At 28.4% G+C, this 15,353-nt stretch carries 17 protein-coding genes; 11 read left to right on the top strand and 6 right to left on the bottom strand.

Features of this window, described 5'->3' with window-relative positions:
• Positions 1-2 precede the first annotated feature (2 nt).
• The 6 genes from mnmE to rpmH all read right to left on the bottom strand — a co-directional run bounded on the left by mnmE (position 3) and on the right by rpmH (position 3,972).
• The gene (gene mnmE / locus RWY47_RS02330; RefSeq protein WP_021428106.1) at positions 3-1,382 is read right to left on the bottom strand and encodes a tRNA uridine-5-carboxymethylaminomethyl(34) synthesis GTPase MnmE; all 1,380 of its coding nucleotides are present in this window, start codon (positions 1,380-1,382) and stop codon (positions 3-5) included.
• A 311-nt stretch (positions 1,383-1,693) separates the two neighbouring features.
• On the bottom strand, positions 1,694-2,410 hold the full coding sequence (gene jag, locus RWY47_RS02325) for an RNA-binding cell elongation regulator Jag/EloR (RefSeq protein ID WP_150841739.1): 717 nt from the start codon (positions 2,408-2,410) through the stop codon (positions 1,694-1,696).
• Positions 2,382-3,089 carry a YidC/Oxa1 family membrane protein insertase gene (locus tag RWY47_RS02320; protein ID WP_025161511.1) on the bottom strand — a complete coding sequence of 236 codons (708 nt, stop codon included), beginning with the start codon at positions 3,087-3,089 and terminating at the stop codon, positions 2,382-2,384. Before RWY47_RS02320 ends, jag begins: the two co-directional genes overlap by 29 nt.
• A 45-nt stretch (positions 3,090-3,134) precedes the next feature.
• Positions 3,135-3,356: a membrane protein insertion efficiency factor YidD gene (gene yidD / locus RWY47_RS02315; RefSeq protein WP_035118300.1), complete on the bottom strand. Its 222-nt coding sequence runs from the start codon at positions 3,354-3,356 to the stop codon at positions 3,135-3,137.
• A gap of 50 nt (positions 3,357-3,406) precedes the next feature.
• Positions 3,407-3,754 carry a ribonuclease P protein component gene (gene rnpA / locus RWY47_RS02310; protein WP_021428044.1) on the bottom strand — a complete coding sequence of 116 codons (348 nt, stop codon included), beginning with the start codon at positions 3,752-3,754 and terminating at the stop codon, positions 3,407-3,409.
• Positions 3,755-3,837: 83 nt separating this feature from the next.
• Positions 3,838-3,972, bottom strand: coding sequence for a 50S ribosomal protein L34 (gene rpmH / locus RWY47_RS02305; protein WP_021428024.1), 135 nt, complete (start codon positions 3,970-3,972; stop codon positions 3,838-3,840).
• A gap of 569 nt (positions 3,973-4,541) precedes the next feature.
• On the opposite strand from rpmH, the gene dnaA reads away from it, so the two are divergent.
• The 11 genes from dnaA (at position 4,542) to RWY47_RS02250 (ending at position 15,154) form a co-directional block, all read left to right on the top strand.
• Positions 4,542-5,870: a chromosomal replication initiator protein DnaA gene (gene dnaA / locus RWY47_RS02300; protein WP_025161510.1), complete on the top strand. Its 1,329-nt coding sequence runs from the start codon at positions 4,542-4,544 to the stop codon at positions 5,868-5,870.
• Positions 5,871-6,110: 240 nt separating this feature from the next.
• Positions 6,111-7,220: a DNA polymerase III subunit beta gene (gene dnaN / locus RWY47_RS02295; RefSeq protein WP_021428071.1), complete on the top strand. Its 1,110-nt coding sequence runs from the start codon at positions 6,111-6,113 to the stop codon at positions 7,218-7,220.
• A gap of 125 nt (positions 7,221-7,345) precedes the next feature.
• Positions 7,346-7,552, top strand: a complete 207-nt coding sequence (yaaA, locus tag RWY47_RS02290) for a S4 domain-containing protein YaaA (protein WP_021428116.1) — start codon at positions 7,346-7,348, stop codon at positions 7,550-7,552.
• A 14-nt stretch (positions 7,553-7,566) separates the two neighbouring features.
• Positions 7,567-8,685 (top strand): DNA replication/repair protein RecF, encoded by a 1,119-nt coding sequence (gene recF / locus RWY47_RS02285; protein ID WP_150841740.1) that lies wholly within the window; start codon positions 7,567-7,569, stop codon positions 8,683-8,685.
• The gene (gene gyrB, locus RWY47_RS02280; protein WP_021428094.1) at positions 8,686-10,587 is read left to right on the top strand and encodes a DNA topoisomerase (ATP-hydrolyzing) subunit B; all 1,902 of its coding nucleotides are present in this window, start codon (positions 8,686-8,688) and stop codon (positions 10,585-10,587) included.
• Positions 10,588-10,605: 18 nt separating this feature from the next.
• Entirely contained in the window at positions 10,606-13,029 is a 2,424-nt protein-coding gene (gyrA, locus tag RWY47_RS02275; RefSeq protein WP_168932749.1) for a DNA gyrase subunit A, read from the top strand.
• A 75-nt stretch (positions 13,030-13,104) separates the two neighbouring features.
• Complete coding sequence (locus tag RWY47_RS02270; RefSeq protein WP_021428009.1) at positions 13,105-13,386, top strand: YtxH domain-containing protein; 282 nt, start codon at positions 13,105-13,107, stop codon at positions 13,384-13,386.
• Positions 13,386-13,643, top strand: coding sequence for a hypothetical protein (locus tag RWY47_RS02265; protein ID WP_021428029.1), 258 nt, complete (start codon positions 13,386-13,388; stop codon positions 13,641-13,643). The genes RWY47_RS02270 and RWY47_RS02265 overlap by 1 nt, the downstream gene beginning before the upstream one ends.
• 15 nt (positions 13,644-13,658) lie before the next feature.
• Positions 13,659-13,970 (top strand): STAS domain-containing protein, encoded by a 312-nt coding sequence (locus RWY47_RS02260; protein ID WP_021428059.1) that lies wholly within the window; start codon positions 13,659-13,661, stop codon positions 13,968-13,970.
• Between the two features lie 3 nt (positions 13,971-13,973).
• Positions 13,974-14,381 carry an ATP-binding protein gene (locus RWY47_RS02255; protein WP_025161508.1) on the top strand — a complete coding sequence of 136 codons (408 nt, stop codon included), beginning with the start codon at positions 13,974-13,976 and terminating at the stop codon, positions 14,379-14,381.
• Positions 14,381-15,154 carry a SigB/SigF/SigG family RNA polymerase sigma factor gene (locus RWY47_RS02250; protein ID WP_021428091.1) on the top strand — a complete coding sequence of 258 codons (774 nt, stop codon included), beginning with the start codon at positions 14,381-14,383 and terminating at the stop codon, positions 15,152-15,154. The genes RWY47_RS02255 and RWY47_RS02250 overlap by 1 nt, the downstream gene beginning before the upstream one ends.
• Positions 15,155-15,353: the final 199 nt, after the last annotated feature.

The following is a 15,353-nucleotide window of genomic DNA, read 5'->3' as shown; positions in this document are numbered from 1 at the left end:
ACTTATTTTCCTATACAGAAGTTACTAAATATCGTGTCTAATAGATCTTCAGTTACTGTATCTCCGTTTATATAACCTAAGTAATCCCATATATTTTTAAAATCAACCTCTATAAAATCTAATGGCATATATGAGTCTATAGCCGTTAAAGCATCTGAAATTGATTGTTTAGCTTTGTATAGTGCATCTTTATGTCTAGAGTTTGTAACAACTAAATCAGAAGAGTTTCTAACCGTTCCTTCAAACACCATATCTTCTATTTTATCATGTATTTTTTCTATACCTTCATGTTGTAATGCTGATATAGTTATTATATTTTTTTCATCTACAAACTGTTTTATTTTTTCTATATCTATAACTTGATCTAAATCTGTTTTATTTAATAAAACTATAGTTTTATTAGGTTGTACAGCTTCTAAGATTTCTATATCTTCTATTTCTAATTCTCTTGAAGAGTCTAAAACAACTATTGATAAGTCTGCTGAATTGAAAAATTCTTTTGATTTTTCAACTCCTATTTTTTCAACAACATCTTCAGTCTCTCTTATTCCCGCTGTATCTACTATTTTTAAAGGTATTCCTTTTATGTTTACAAATTCTTCTATTACATCTCTTGTAGTTCCTGGAATATCTGTTACTATAGCTCTATTCTCACCTAATACAGCGTTTAAAAGAGATGATTTTCCTACATTTGGTTTTCCAACTATTACTGTTTTCAATCCATCTCTAAGAATTTTTCCACTTTCAGCTGTATCATATAATTTATTTATTTCTTTTTGAAGTTCTAGTGATTTTTCTTTTAATGTATTATATGTTATGTGCTCAACATCTTCATCCGGAAAATCTATAGAAACAGTTATATGAGCTAACATTTCTGTTATACCGAATCTTAAATCTTTTATTTTTTTAGATAAAGACCCTTCTAATTGAGACTGAGCTACAGTGTGCGCCATCTCCGTCTTAGCATTTATAACATCTATTATTGCCTCTGCTTGAGCTAAGTCTATTCTTCCATTTAAGAATGCTCTCTTAGTAAATTCTCCTTGATCAGCTAATCTAACATCTTTAGATAAAACTAATTCTAGTATTTTTTTTACAGAAATAAATCCTCCGTGGCAGTTTATTTCTATAACATCTTCAGTTGTATATGAGTTTGGACCTTTCATATAAGCGACTAATACTTCATCTATAGTCTTTTCTCCATCTAGTATATGACCATATATTAACGTTCTTGTGTTATATTCCTCGATCTTCTTTCCTGAAACTGACTTGAATATATCATTTGCTACTTGAAGTGATTTTTCTCCACTTATTCTTATTATTCCGATTCCACCTTCACCTGGCGCTGTTGCTATTGCAGCTATAGTATCGTCTATAAACAATCCTATCACCTCTTTATTTAATATTTTTATACACAATCTTTTAAAATAATATTTTATCACTTTATATACTATTTTGTAATAATATCGATCTAAAATTTGAATAAACTCTACCTACTATAATATCATGTATATCAACATAATCTTAATATTATTTTATAATAATATATATCTAAAATTTAAATAAGCTCTATATAATATCATGGTATATCGCTTAATCTTCATATACTTAAATTATTTCCTCAATCTAACTATTATATAAAAATTTTTTCAAAAATAAAACCCCCTATATATTTAGGAGGTTTACTTTAATTCTATTTTTTATACTCTATTACAAGTCTTCTATATGGATCTACACCTTCACTATGAGTTTTTACAAACTTATCATTTTGAAGAGTTGAATGAATTATTCTTCTCTCATATGGATTCATATAATCTAACTTTTTAGTTTTTCTTGTTTTAGCAACTTCTCTGGCTACTTTGTTTGCATATCTTATTAAAGATTCTTCTCTTTTTGATCTATAATTTTCTATGTCAATAAGTACCTTAAAGTGTGAGTCTTTTTTTACTTTGTTTAAAGCTAACCCTGCTAAAAATTGAATAGAATCTAAAGTTTCTCCTCTTCTACCAATTAATATTGCAGCATCTTTACCTGTTATATTAACTTTAACAACATTTTTTTCTTGATTTACATCAACTTGAGCTTCCATATTTAAGTTGTTAACTATATTTAATACGAAATCTCTAACTACATCTGACTCTTTTAATGTATCTTTGCTTTCTTCTTTTTTGTCTACAATAGTGATTTCTTTTTCTCTTAATGGTTGTTCTTTTGAAACTGGAGCTTCTATTTTTTCCTTAACAGTTATTTTAAAAACTCCATCTTTGTTTCCTATTAATCCCAAGAAACCTTTTACCGGCTCTTTTACAACCACTACATCTATGTCTTCTCTATTTACTCTTAATTGTCCTAAAGCTTGTGATATAGCAATATCAATGTTTTTACTTTTTATTTCTAGGCTTTGTTTCATCTACTACACCCTCCCCAGAATTAGCAAGCTTAGTTCTTAATGGATTCATTATTAAGTAGTATTGAGCTAATTGGAATAAGTTACTTACTGTCCAATATAACGCAAGACCAGCTGGGAAACTTATACCCCACCAGAACATCATGAATGACATGAAGTATGTCATAAACTTCATAGATCCTTGTTGTTGATCTTGTGGCATAGTTAACTTTTGAGTTATAAATGTTGTTACCCCTGCTAATACAGCTATTATTAATGTTTTATCTGGTGATGATAAAGATGTCATCCATAAAAATCCTGTATCCGCAGCTTTTTGTGCAGCAGCATTTTGGAAAACATGGTATGTAACCGGCTGTCTTAATACATTATAAAGACCTATTAATATAGGAAATTGTATTAATAATGGTAAACATCCTGACATCGGATTTATTTTAGCCTCTTGGTAAACCTTCATTATTTCTTGATTTTGCTTTTCTGGTTTACTCTTGTATTTTTCTTGTATCTCTTTTATTTTTGGTTGAATATCTTGCATAGCCTTCATAGACTTTGTTTGTTTTATAGTTAATGGTAATAATATTACTTTTACAACTATAGTGAATAAAATAATAGCCCATCCATATTCAATTCCAAAATCTAATATAAATTTAAGAACTTGACCTAATAAGTTACTAATAAAATTCAATTCTAATACCTCCTAAAGTGTCTTTATCTTTACTTTACAACATAATTACTTTAGAGGATCATATCCTCCAGGATGGAAAGGGTGACACTTTAATATTCTTCTTATGGCTAAATAAGATCCTTTTAGTGCCCCATATTTTTTTAAAGCTTCTATCGCATACTGAGAACAAGTTGGATAAAACCTACACGTAGGTCCTTTTAAAGGAGATATGTGTTTTTGATAAAATCTTACTATATATATAAAAACTCTAGTTAAATAATGGTTTATATTATTTAATAAGTTATATAATTGCTTCAATTTAATCCCCCATATCCTTATTAACCTTTTAATAGTTTAGACTTTTTTACCAAGCTCATAACCGATTTCTCTATATCTCTATACTCAGCATCTTTGCTAGCTACTCTAGCTATGAACACTAAATCATATCCATCTTTTATATGCTCATCACAGTTTAACCTAAAACCTTCTCTTATTCTTCTTCTAACCTTATTTCTAATATTAGCTTTTCCAACTTTCTTAGAAACAGAAAATCCTACTCTATTAAAGTCTGATTTATTATCCAGTATATACATTACTAAGTATTTATTTGCAAAAGATTTGCCGTGTTTGTATACTTTTCTAAAATCAGAGTCTTTTTTTATACCTTTAGTATTCTTGAAATCCATACTAAATCCTCCTAAAAACACAGCTTAAATTTATAATTTTTTACACAAAAAGGCTACTTTTCAGCAGCCCTTTTATAAAAAAATTAATGAGTTAATCTCTTTCTTCCTTTAGCTCTTCTTCTTTTAAGAACATTTTTTCCGTTAGAAGTTTTCATTCTCTTTCTAAATCCATGCTCTTTCTTTCTTTGTCTTTTCTTTGGCTGATAAGTTCTTTTCATTTTTTGCACCGCCTTTCAAGATTAATTTTCCGTTTATAAAAATAATAACTTTACCCTCAAAGTAAGCATAACACGTACAATTATAAATCCTTTTAGGCTTATTGTCAACGTATTTTTGACGTTGTTTTGTCAAGATTTAATAGTAAAAAATGATAGTTAATTTTGTTGACATATTTATCAACAAGTCGTTAAATATGTGGATAAATTGTATATAAATTATTGAAGTTTAGCATATATTCTGATATTATAAATATACTTGTTGATAATGTTTATAAATATTATTAACATTTTAAATTTATTCACAAGTTGTGGATAAAATGTGCATAACTTATTGTGTAAAAGATAATAATCAAGTTATAAACTATATTTTATTATTATTGATATTATTTATAACTTTATATACATATTGTTCATAATTTCTATAAATTATCAGCTATTTTTTATTTTTTACAGTTTATCCACATGTTTATCCATATTTTTTTTGCATAAAATTATATTTTTTAAATAAATACTAAATTTGTTAATAACTTTGTGGAAATTGTTAATTATTTTGTTCGGAGGTTTAAATTATGGATATAGTTTCTTTATGGGAAAAAACTCTACAGCTTATAAAAGGCGAGTTATCACCCCCAAGTTTTAATGCTTTCTTTAAGCAAATAAAACCATTACAAATACAATCAAATACTTTAATATTATTAGTTCCAAATGATTTTACAAAAGGAATACTTGAAGATAGATATTTAAATCTAATAGAAAGCTCTGTAAATCAACTTTCATTAAAAAAACATAATATCAAATTTGTTTTAAGCGAAAATGAAGTAAAAGGTTTAGATAAAGACCAACAACTAGATGATGATAAACAGATAAGAAAAAAATATCCAAATCTAAATCCTAAATATACTTTTGACACATTTGTTATTGGAAATAGTAACCGTTTTGCTCATGCAGCTTGTGTTGCTGTAGCTGAAGCTCCTGCAAGAGCTTACAATCCATTATTTTTATACGGTGGCGTTGGACTTGGAAAAACACATCTTATGCACGCAATCGGGCATCATATAATGGAACAAAAAAAAGATCCAAAGGTAGTTTACGTATCATCTGAAAAATTTACAAACGAGCTTATAAACTCAATTAAAGATGACAGAAATGAAGAATTTAGAAATAAATATAGAAATGTAGATGTCCTTTTAATAGATGATATTCAATTTATTGCAGGAAAAGAAAGAACTCAAGAAGAGTTTTTCCATACATTTAATTCATTACATGAAGCAAACAAACAAATAATAATATCTAGTGATAGACCTCCTAAAGAAATACCTACTTTAGAAGATAGACTTCGTTCAAGATTTGAAATGGGGCTTATAACTGATATTCAAGCTCCAGATTTTGAAACTAGAATGGCTATATTAAGAAAAAAAGCTCAAATGGAAGATATAGATGTTCCTAATGAAGTTACAGTATACATAGCAAAAAATATTAAATCGAATATAAGAGAATTAGAAGGCGCGCTTACTAGAGTTGTTGCTTATAGTTCCCTTACTAATAGAACTATATCTTTTGAATTAGCTTCTGAAGCTTTAAAAGACATCATTACTACTTCTAAACATGAAGAAATTACAGTAAATAGGATAAAAGAAAAAGTTTCTGCTGTATTTTCTTTAAAAATGGAAGACTTTAATTCTAAAAAGAGAACTAGATCTATTTCTTACCCTAGACAAGTTGCAATGTACTTATCAAGAGAGCTTACCGATTTATCTTTACCTAAAATAGGTGAAGAATTTGGAGGAAGAGATCATACTACTGTAATACACGCTCATGATAAAATTTCTAAGGATATTGAGAATAACGAAGATTTTAAAGAAAAAGTAAACAAAATAATACTAGATTTAAAGGGTTAACTTATAAACATTTGCATGTGGATATCACGTTAATTAAATGTGCATATTTTTTTTCTAATAAAATATATACAATTTATTCTACAAAAACACACAAAGATATTAACATTTTTTACACATGTTGATATCTTTGTATTTATTTTGATTGAGATACTTATCCACATTATACACAGCACCTACTATTATTACTACTATTTTTTCTTATTTATTTTTATATAAAACAAGCCAAGGAGGTTATCCACAATGAAGATAATTTGTAATCAAAAAATACTAGCTCATAAAATAAGCATTGTTCAAAAAGCTATTAATGGAAAAACAACTTTAGAACTTTTAAAAGGAATATTATTAACAGCTAAAGAAGGAACTTTAAATTTAACAGGATATGATTTAGAAATAGGAATAGACACTCATATACAAGCTGAAATAGTAGAAGAAGGGGAAATAGTAATAAATGCTCGTTTATTTGGAGATATAATAAGAAAATTACCAGATACTTTTGTTGAAATAGAAACAGATTCTGATAATAATGTATACATAAATTGTTTAAACTCAAGATTTAAAATAAAAGGGGATTCAGCTGTTGAATATCCAAGATTACCAGATGTAAACGAAAATGACTTATACAATATTCCTCAAGATTTACTAAAAAATATGATAAAACAAACAGTTTTTGCAATATCTCAAGATCAAACAAAACCAATATTAATGGGAGAGTTACTAGAAATTGTTGGTGGAAATATAAGCTTGGTTGCAATAGATGGTTATAGATTAGCTGTAAGATCTAGTGAAATTGATAATATGAGTAATAATACAAAAGTTATTATCCCTGGAAAAACACTTCATGATGTAAATGGACTACTTTCATCTGAAGATGATGCTATTCAATTAGGATTTGATGAAAAAAATGCTATATTTATAATCAATGAAACTAAAATTATAACTAGATTGTTAGATGGAGAATTTATAGATTATAAAAAACTTCTACCTAGAGAATATGGAGTTAGAGCAAAAGTTAATACAAAAGAATTATTAAATAGTATAGAAAGAGCTTCACTATTATCTCAGTCAGAGAAAAATAATTTAATAAAATTATCAATAAGAGATAATTCAATAGCAATAACTTCTAACACTGAAAAAGGAAATGTTTATGAAGAGGTTTCTATAGAATTAGAAGGAGATTATTTAGACATAGCTTTTAATTCAAGATATTTCTTAGATGCTTTAAAAGTTATAGATAGTGAGGAAATATTTATAGAATTTACTACAAATGTAAATCCATGTATAATAAAACCAGTAGATGGAACAAAATATACATACTTATTACTTCCTGTAAGAATATCATCTAATATATAGATTAAAATTAAACCCAACTGAAAAAGTTGGGTTTTTATGATATAATATATTTTTGAATATATGTTAAAACTTAAGATAATAAATTAAATTAATATATATTTGCTATAATAAAAGGAGGAAGAAAAATGATAGAAATCACTATAGATTCTGAATTCATAAAATTAGATCAATTCTTAAAACTAGCTGATATTGCATCTACAGGTGGACATGCTAAATTTTTAATTCAAGAAGGTCTAGTAAAGGTTAACGGAGAAATAGAAACTAGAAGAGGAAAAAAATTAAGATCTAATGATATAGTAGAAGTTGAAGGCAATACAATAAAAATACTATAAAAGGGGTGCCCTTTGTGTATTTAAAAGGCTTAAATTTAATCAATTTTAGAAATTATGAAGCTCTTTATTTAGAGTTTAATCCCAAAATAAATTTACTTATAGGTAAAAATGGACAAGGAAAAACAAATATTGTAGAAGCAATTTACTTATTATCATTTGGAAAGTCTTTTAGAACAAGTAAAGATAAAGAAATGATTAGATTTGATAGTGAAAATTTATATATAGGTGGAAATTTCACAAAATATAACAGAAATAGTCTAATAGAAATTGGAATTGGTAAAAATAACAAAAAGGGAATTAAAATTAATAAAATAAGCATAGAAAAAATATATGAATTATTAGGAAATCTAAATGTAGTTATTTTTTCTCCTGAAGATTTAAGGTTAGTCAAAGAAGGCCCTAAAGAAAGAAGGTCTTTTATAGATAAAGAAATAAGTCAAATTATACCTAAATATTATAATTACCTTACAAATTACAATAAAATACTATTTCAGAGAAATAAATTACTAAAAAGTAACTATGTCGACATAAATTTAATAGAGGTTTATGACGAGAGTTTGGCGAAGTATGGTAGTTATATATATATTTTAAGAAGAGATTTTATAAAAAAAATTGCATCTATATCAAGTGAAATGCATAAAAATCTTACTAATAATTTAGAAGATTTATCAATAAAGTATAAAAGTCAATTAAATATTAATGATGAAGACACTGTAAACACTGTGTATGAAAGATTTATTGAAAAACTTAAATCTGGACATCAGCATGATATAGAAACTAGAACTACTAGATATGGAGTCCATAAAGATGATTTATCAATTTATATAAATGAGCTAGATGTTAGACTATATGGATCCCAAGGGCAACAAAGAACAGCATCTATTTCATTAAAGCTTTCAGAAATAGAGTTGATAAAAAACGAGGTAGGAGAATATCCCATTTTGTTATTGGATGACATTTTCAGTGAATTAGATGAGACTAGACAAAAACTTTTAGTTGATAATTTAGATAAAGTTCAAATGTTTATAACGACAGCTGAAGCTTCTCATAAAAAAATATTTAGCACTGAAAATACTACTATTTTCAACATTGAAAAAGGAAATGTAATTAGTATAGAGAATGGAGGAAACTAGATGAAACAAGAATACGGCGCAAGTCAGATACAGGTCTTAGAAGGATTAGAACCTGTTAGAAAAAGACCTGGTATGTACATAGGGTCAACAGGACCTAGAGGTTTACATCATTTAGTTTATGAAGTCGTGGACAACAGTATAGACGAAGCTCTAGCTGGATATTGTTCAGACATATATGTTTCTATAAATGAAGATGGAAGCATATTAGTAAAAGATAATGGTAGGGGTATTCCAGTAGAAGTTCATCCTAAGACTGGAAAATCTACACTAGAAACAGTTTTAACTGTACTTCATGCTGGAGGAAAATTTGGTGGTGGAGGCTATAAAGTTTCTGGAGGTCTTCACGGAGTAGGTATTTCTGTAGTTAACGCATTATCAGAGTGGTTAGTTGCAGAAGTTCACCATGATGGAAAAATCTATCGCCAAAGATATGAAAAAGGAGTTGCAACTTCAGAAATAAAAGTTGTTGGAGAAACTAAAACAACAGGAACTACAATAACATTTAAACCTGATGCTACTATATTCGATGAAGTTGAATATAAGTATGATACATTAGAACATAGATTAAGAGAATTAGCATTCTTAAATAAAGGTGTTAATATAGTTCTAGAAGATAAGAGAGAAGATCAAGAAAAAACAAAAAAATTCCACTATGAGGGTGGTTTAAGAGAATTTGTAAAACATCTAAATAAAACAAAAACAGGAATTCATGATGATATAGTTTATATAGAGAAAAAAGTAAAGGACTACATGGTTGAAGTAGCTTTACAATATACTGACGGTTATACAGAGAACATATATTCTTTTGCAAATAATATAAATACTCACGAGGGTGGTACTCACTTAAGTGGATTTAAAACTGCTATGACTAAGGTTGTAAATGATTATTCAAGAAAAAATGGAATATTAAAAGAAAAAGATTCAAATCTTTTAGGAGAAGATATAAGAGAAGGTCTTACAGCTGTTATATCTATAAAACTTCCAGAGCCTCAGTTTGAAGGTCAAACTAAAACTAAATTAGGAAATACAGCTGTTAGAGGTGTAGTAGATAGTGTAACAGTTGAAGAGATAGGCTCATTCTTAGAAGAAAATCCAACAACTGCTAGGATAATAGTAGATAAAGCTTTAAGAGCTCAAAGAGCTAGAGAAGCTGCTAAAAAAGCAAGAGAGTTAACTAGAAGAAAGAGTGTACTAGAAAGTACATCTTTACCTGGAAAATTAGCTGACTGTGCTGAAAAAGATCCTTCAAAAAGTGAAATATTCTTAGTCGAAGGGGATTCTGCCGGAGGTTCAGCAAAACAAGGAAGAGATAGACACTCTCAGGCAATATTACCACTAAGAGGTAAGATACTTAATGTTGAGAAATCTAGATTAGATAAAATATTATCATCAGATGAAATAAGAAATATGATAACTGCATATGGATGTAGCATAGGTGATGATTTTGACTTAGAAAAAGCTAGATATCATAAAATTGTAATAATGACCGATGCCGATGTCGATGGAGCTCATATAAGAACACTTTTACTTACATTCTTCTTTAGATATATGAGACCTCTTATAGAGAATGGTTATGTTTATATAGCGCAACCACCTTTATATAAAGTCAAAAAACAAAAGAAAGAATACTATGTATACTCTGATCAAGAGTTAAATACTTTATTAGAGCAACTTGGAAGAAGTGGAATAGAGCTACAAAGATACAAAGGTCTTGGAGAGATGAATGCAGAGCAACTTTGGGAAACAACTATGAATCCTGAAACAAGAACTTTATTACAAGTATCTATAGAAGATGCATCTATGGCAGATGAAATATTCTCAATGCTTATGGGTGATAAGGTTGCTCCAAGAAAAGAATTTATAGAAGAAAATGCAAGATATGTTAGAAATTTAGATATATAAGAGAGGGGATGAGTGTTAATGGATGAAAATAATAGAATACTCCCTATTGAAATAGGTCACGAAATGAAAAAATCGTATATTGATTATGCGATGAGTGTTATAGCTGGACGTGCCCTACCAGATGTAAGAGATGGACTTAAACCAGTTCATAGAAGAATATTATACTCAATGAGTGAATTAAATTTAACACCAGATAAACCATATAGAAAGTCTGCCCGTATTGTTGGGGACGTTCTAGGTAAGTATCACCCACATGGAGATACTGCTGTTTACTTTGCAATGGTAAGAATGGCACAAGATTTCTCTACTAGAGGTCTTTTAGTTGATGGACATGGTAACTTTGGTTCTGTCGATGGAGATTCACCAGCTGCAATGCGTTATACTGAAGCTAGAATGAGTAAATTAGCTCTTGAATTATTAAGAGATATAGATAAAGAGACAGTAGACTTTACACCAAACTTTGATGAATCTTTAAAAGAGCCATCAGTTTTACCATCTAGATTCCCTAACCTTTTAGTTAATGGATCTAATGGTATAGCAGTTGGTATGGCAACATCTATACCACCTCATAACTTAGGCGAAGTAATTGATGCTACAATACACCTTATAGATAATGAGGATTGCAGTATTGAAGATTTAATTCAATTTGTACAAGGTCCAGATTTCCCAACTGCTGCAATAATAATGGGTAAAGAAAATATAGCTGAAGCCTACAGAACAGGAAGAGGTAAAGTTAAAGTAAGAGCTAGAGCATACATAGAAGAGCTAGCTAAAGGAAAACAACAAATAGTTGTAACTGAAATACCATATCAAGTAAATAAAGCTAAGTTAGTTGAGAAAATAGCTGAATTAGTTAAAGATAAGAAAGTTGAAGGAATCTCTGACTTAAGAGATGAGAGTAACAGAGATGGTATGAGAATAGTTATAGAGCTTAAGAGAGATGCAAATGCAAACATAGTTTTAAATAAGCTTTATAAACACTCTCAGATGGAAGATACTTTCAGTATAATAATGCTAGCATTAGTAAATGGAGAGCCTAAAGTTTTAAATTTAAAACAAGTTTTATATCACTATGTTCAACATCAAAAGGATGTAGTAACTAGAAGAATTAAGTTTGATTTAAATAAAGCTGAAGCAAGAGCTCATATACTAGAAGGTTTAAGAATTGCATTAGATAACTTAGACGAAGTTATAAAGCTGATAAGAGGATCTAAAACTACTCAAGAAGCTAAGGAAGGTTTAATTAACAGATTTAATCTTTCGGATGTACAAGCTCAAGCAATACTTGATATGAGACTTCAAAGACTTACAGGGTTAGAAAGAGACAAGATAGAAGCTGAATATGCAGAATTACTTAAAAAGATAAATAGATTAAGAGAAATTTTAAGTGATGAAAGACTTCTTATGAATGTTATAAAACAAGAATTAACTATAATAAAAGAAAACTACTCAGATGATAGAAGAACTGAAATAAAACATGCTGAAGGCGAAATAGACATGAGAGATCTTATCGAGAATGAGGAAGTAGCAGTAACTCTAACTCATTTTGGATACATAAAGAGAATGCCTATAGATACATATAAGAGCCAAAATAGAGGCGGAAGAGGTATTTCAGCGCTTACTACAAGAGAAGAAGACTTTATAAAAGAGTTAATAACTACTCATACACATAGTAGATTATTATTCTTTACAAACAAAGGTAGAGTTTATAGATTAAATGCATATGAAATTCCAGAAGCTAAGAGACAAGCTAAAGGAACAGCTATAGTTAACTTATTACAGTTAAATAGTGATGAAAAAATTGCTACTATGATATCTATAGATGATAATAGTGAATCAGAATTCTTATTATTAGCTACTAAAAAAGGAATAGTTAAAAAGACTAAGCGTGAAGAATTTAAAAATATAAATAAATCAGGACTAATAGCAATAGGTTTAAGAGAAGATGATGAACTTATTGGAGTTAAAGTGACTGATGGTAGTGAAGATGTTATATTAGTTACTCAAGGTGGTATGTCTATAAGATTTAATGAAAATGATATAAGACATATGGGAAGAACTGCTATGGGTGTTAAGGGTATAACTTTAAGTAATAGTGATAAAGTTGTATCGATGAACCTTTGCAGTGAAGGAACTGAATTGTTAGTTGTTAGTGGCAATGGTTTTGGAAAAAGAACATCAATAGAGGAATATAGATCTCAAATAAGAGCAGGTAAAGGTATAAAGACTTATAATATAAACGATAAAACAGGCGAGATTGTCGGAGCTCAAATGGTTAATGAAGATGATGAGATGATGATCATAAATTCAAATGGAGTATTAATAAGACTTAGAGTAAATGAAATATCTTTATTTGGAAGAGTTACTAGTGGTGTTAAGCTAATGAAAACTGATGATGAAGTTAATGTAGTTTCAATTGCAAAGATAGAGATGGAAGAATAGGGTATACAAACCCTATTCTTTTTGCATAATTATATATATAATATTTATATAAAGTAAGAAAGGAGTATTAATATTATGAGTAAAAACAAGGGAAAAGTTTTTTTACTAGGATCGATAATAGGATTTTTACTTGGTATATTCTTAGCACCTAAAAAAGGTTCTGAGTTAAGAAAAGAAGCTAAGGATAAAATGGAAGAAATAAAAGAAAATCCTAGAGAAGTTTTAGATGGAACGATTCAAACTGTAAAAGACAAGATTACAACTATAGTTGACGATTGTGATGTTAACGATATAAACATAGTTGAAGATGAAATAATAATAAGCAAGACTTTTGAAGATGAGGGAGATAATGTATAATGGATGCAGTAGGATGGCAGATAGGAGCTATTTTATTTGGTGTGTCAGTACTAATAATTGCTATATACCTAGCAAAGCTAATAAATAGTACAACTAAAGTTGTTGAAAAAGCATACAAGATAGTAGATTATAACGAAAGACATATACATGACACTATAGAAAATGTTGCAGCAATTACAAAAAGTACAGAAGATATTGTTAGTTTAGCTAGTGGTGTAACTAATATAACTAAAGCATTTAGATTTTTTAAAAAGTAATAAGGAGGTAGTACGATGTCTGTAAATATAGAGTCGAAACTAGATAATAATTTTTGGAATGTAGATATAAATGGAGAGTTAGATGTAGCTGGAGCTGATAAAGTAAAAACACATTTAAACAGCTTAATAGAAGAACAACCAGTAGACATAAAAATGGATTTTACTAACCTAGAATACATAGATTCAACAGGATTAGGAGCATTAATAGGAGTATTAAAAAGATTAAAAGTTAATGATAAGGATATATATGTATTAAATGCTAGAAAAAATGTTAAGAAAATTTTCAGTATAACAGGTCTAGACAAAATATTTAAAGTGGAGGGATAAGTTTTGGATTTAGAAACTATAAAAATGGAAGTTACATCTAATCCAGAATATGTAAGCATTATAAGATTAACAGTTTCTGGAATAGCAAATAAAATTGGATTTTCTTTAGATGATATCGAAGATATAAAAGTAGCAGTATCAGAAGCATGTACAAATGCTATAAAGCATAGTTTAGATGATAAATTTTTAGTTCAATTTTCTGTATTAGAAAATGGATTAACAATAGAAGTAGAGGACAAAGGAACAGGATATGATGTAGAATCTCTACAAGAGCCAGATTTAACAAACCCAAAAGAAAGCGGATTAGGCTTATTCATAATAAAGACATTAATGGACGAGGTAAGTACTATATCTAATAGCGATGTTGGGACTAGAGTTAAAATGACTAAATATTTAGGAGTTGGTATTTAATGAAGAATGTAGCTAATGCTACAAGCTATATGGATATGGAAACCAAAGAGCTGTTTAAAATATATAGCAATGACAAAAACGTAGAAATAAGAAATATTCTGATAGAGAGACATATGTATTTAGCTAATATACTAGCTAAAAAATATATTAATAAAGGTGTTGAATTTGATGATATTTTTCAAGTTGCATCTTTAGCTTTAATATATGCAATAGATAGATATGATATTGAAAAAGGATATGAATTTTCAAGTTTTGCAACACCTACTATAATAGGGGAAATTAAGAAATATTTTAGAGATAAAGTTTGGACAGTAAAAGTACCAAGAAGAATTCAAGAATTAAGCAAAAAGATAAGTGAAGCTAAGTTATTCTTAGAGCAAAAAAACAAACAAAGTCCAAAAGCTATAGATATAGCAAATTACTTAGACTGTACAGAAGAAGAAGTACTAGAGGCAATAGAAGCATCATATGGATATCAACCTATGTCTTTAGATGCATCTAGTAATGATGATTCAGATGATAAGGAAATAACATTAAAAGATAAAGTTGGACAAGAAGAAAATAGTTTTGGAAATATAGAAAATATGGACTTTATTAATAAGTTTATAGAATCTCTAAATGAATTAGAGGTTAAGATATTTAAAGACAGATTCTTCTTGGATAAAACACAATCAATTATAGCAAAAGAGTTGGAAATATCACAAATGACAGTATCAAGACTAGAAAGAAAGATCATAGAAAAGTTAAAGAAAGAATATGAGAAAAACTCATGAAAATAAAAAATAAAATAAAATTTTAAAAAACTGTTGACTTACTGTTTAATTCATAGTATAGTATTACTTGTCCTTAAGAAAAGGGCAAAACAAAAATGAACTTTGAAAATTAAACAGTAGGTTAATTATAAAAATTCTTTTTTTAAGAATTAAACACAAACAACCAAGCCAGATATTCAGATAATGATTAGCTGAGCGA

It is taken from the genome of Paraclostridium sp. MRS3W1 (assembly GCF_032465715.1).
Lineage (GTDB): Bacteria > Bacillota > Clostridia > Peptostreptococcales > Peptostreptococcaceae > Paraclostridium > Paraclostridium dentum.
This window is presented reverse-complemented; position numbering and strand designations above follow the sequence as displayed.

Excerpts from the sequence above, each read along its gene's own strand:
- jag (WP_150841739.1), bottom strand. The coding sequence starts at position 2,410 with ATGAAACAAAGCCTAGAAATAAAAAGTAAAAACATTGATATTGCTATA.
- rnpA (WP_021428044.1), bottom strand. The coding sequence starts at position 3,754 with ATGGATTTCAAGAATACTAAAGGTATAAAAAAAGACTCTGATTTTAGA.
- rpmH (WP_021428024.1), bottom strand. The coding sequence starts at position 3,972 with ATGAAAAGAACTTATCAGCCAAAGAAAAGACAAAGAAAGAAAGAGCAT.
- dnaA (WP_025161510.1), top strand. The coding sequence starts at position 4,542 with ATGGATATAGTTTCTTTATGGGAAAAAACTCTACAGCTTATAAAAGGC.
- dnaN (WP_021428071.1), top strand. The coding sequence starts at position 6,111 with ATGAAGATAATTTGTAATCAAAAAATACTAGCTCATAAAATAAGCATT.
- yaaA (WP_021428116.1), top strand. The coding sequence starts at position 7,346 with ATGATAGAAATCACTATAGATTCTGAATTCATAAAATTAGATCAATTC.
- gyrB (WP_021428094.1), top strand. The coding sequence starts at position 8,686 with ATGAAACAAGAATACGGCGCAAGTCAGATACAGGTCTTAGAAGGATTA.
- gyrA (WP_168932749.1), top strand. The coding sequence starts at position 10,606 with ATGGATGAAAATAATAGAATACTCCCTATTGAAATAGGTCACGAAATG.
- RWY47_RS02270 (WP_021428009.1), top strand. The coding sequence starts at position 13,105 with ATGAGTAAAAACAAGGGAAAAGTTTTTTTACTAGGATCGATAATAGGA.
- RWY47_RS02265 (WP_021428029.1), top strand. The coding sequence starts at position 13,386 with ATGGATGCAGTAGGATGGCAGATAGGAGCTATTTTATTTGGTGTGTCA.
- RWY47_RS02260 (WP_021428059.1), top strand. The coding sequence starts at position 13,659 with ATGTCTGTAAATATAGAGTCGAAACTAGATAATAATTTTTGGAATGTA.
- RWY47_RS02250 (WP_021428091.1), top strand. The coding sequence starts at position 14,381 with ATGAAGAATGTAGCTAATGCTACAAGCTATATGGATATGGAAACCAAA.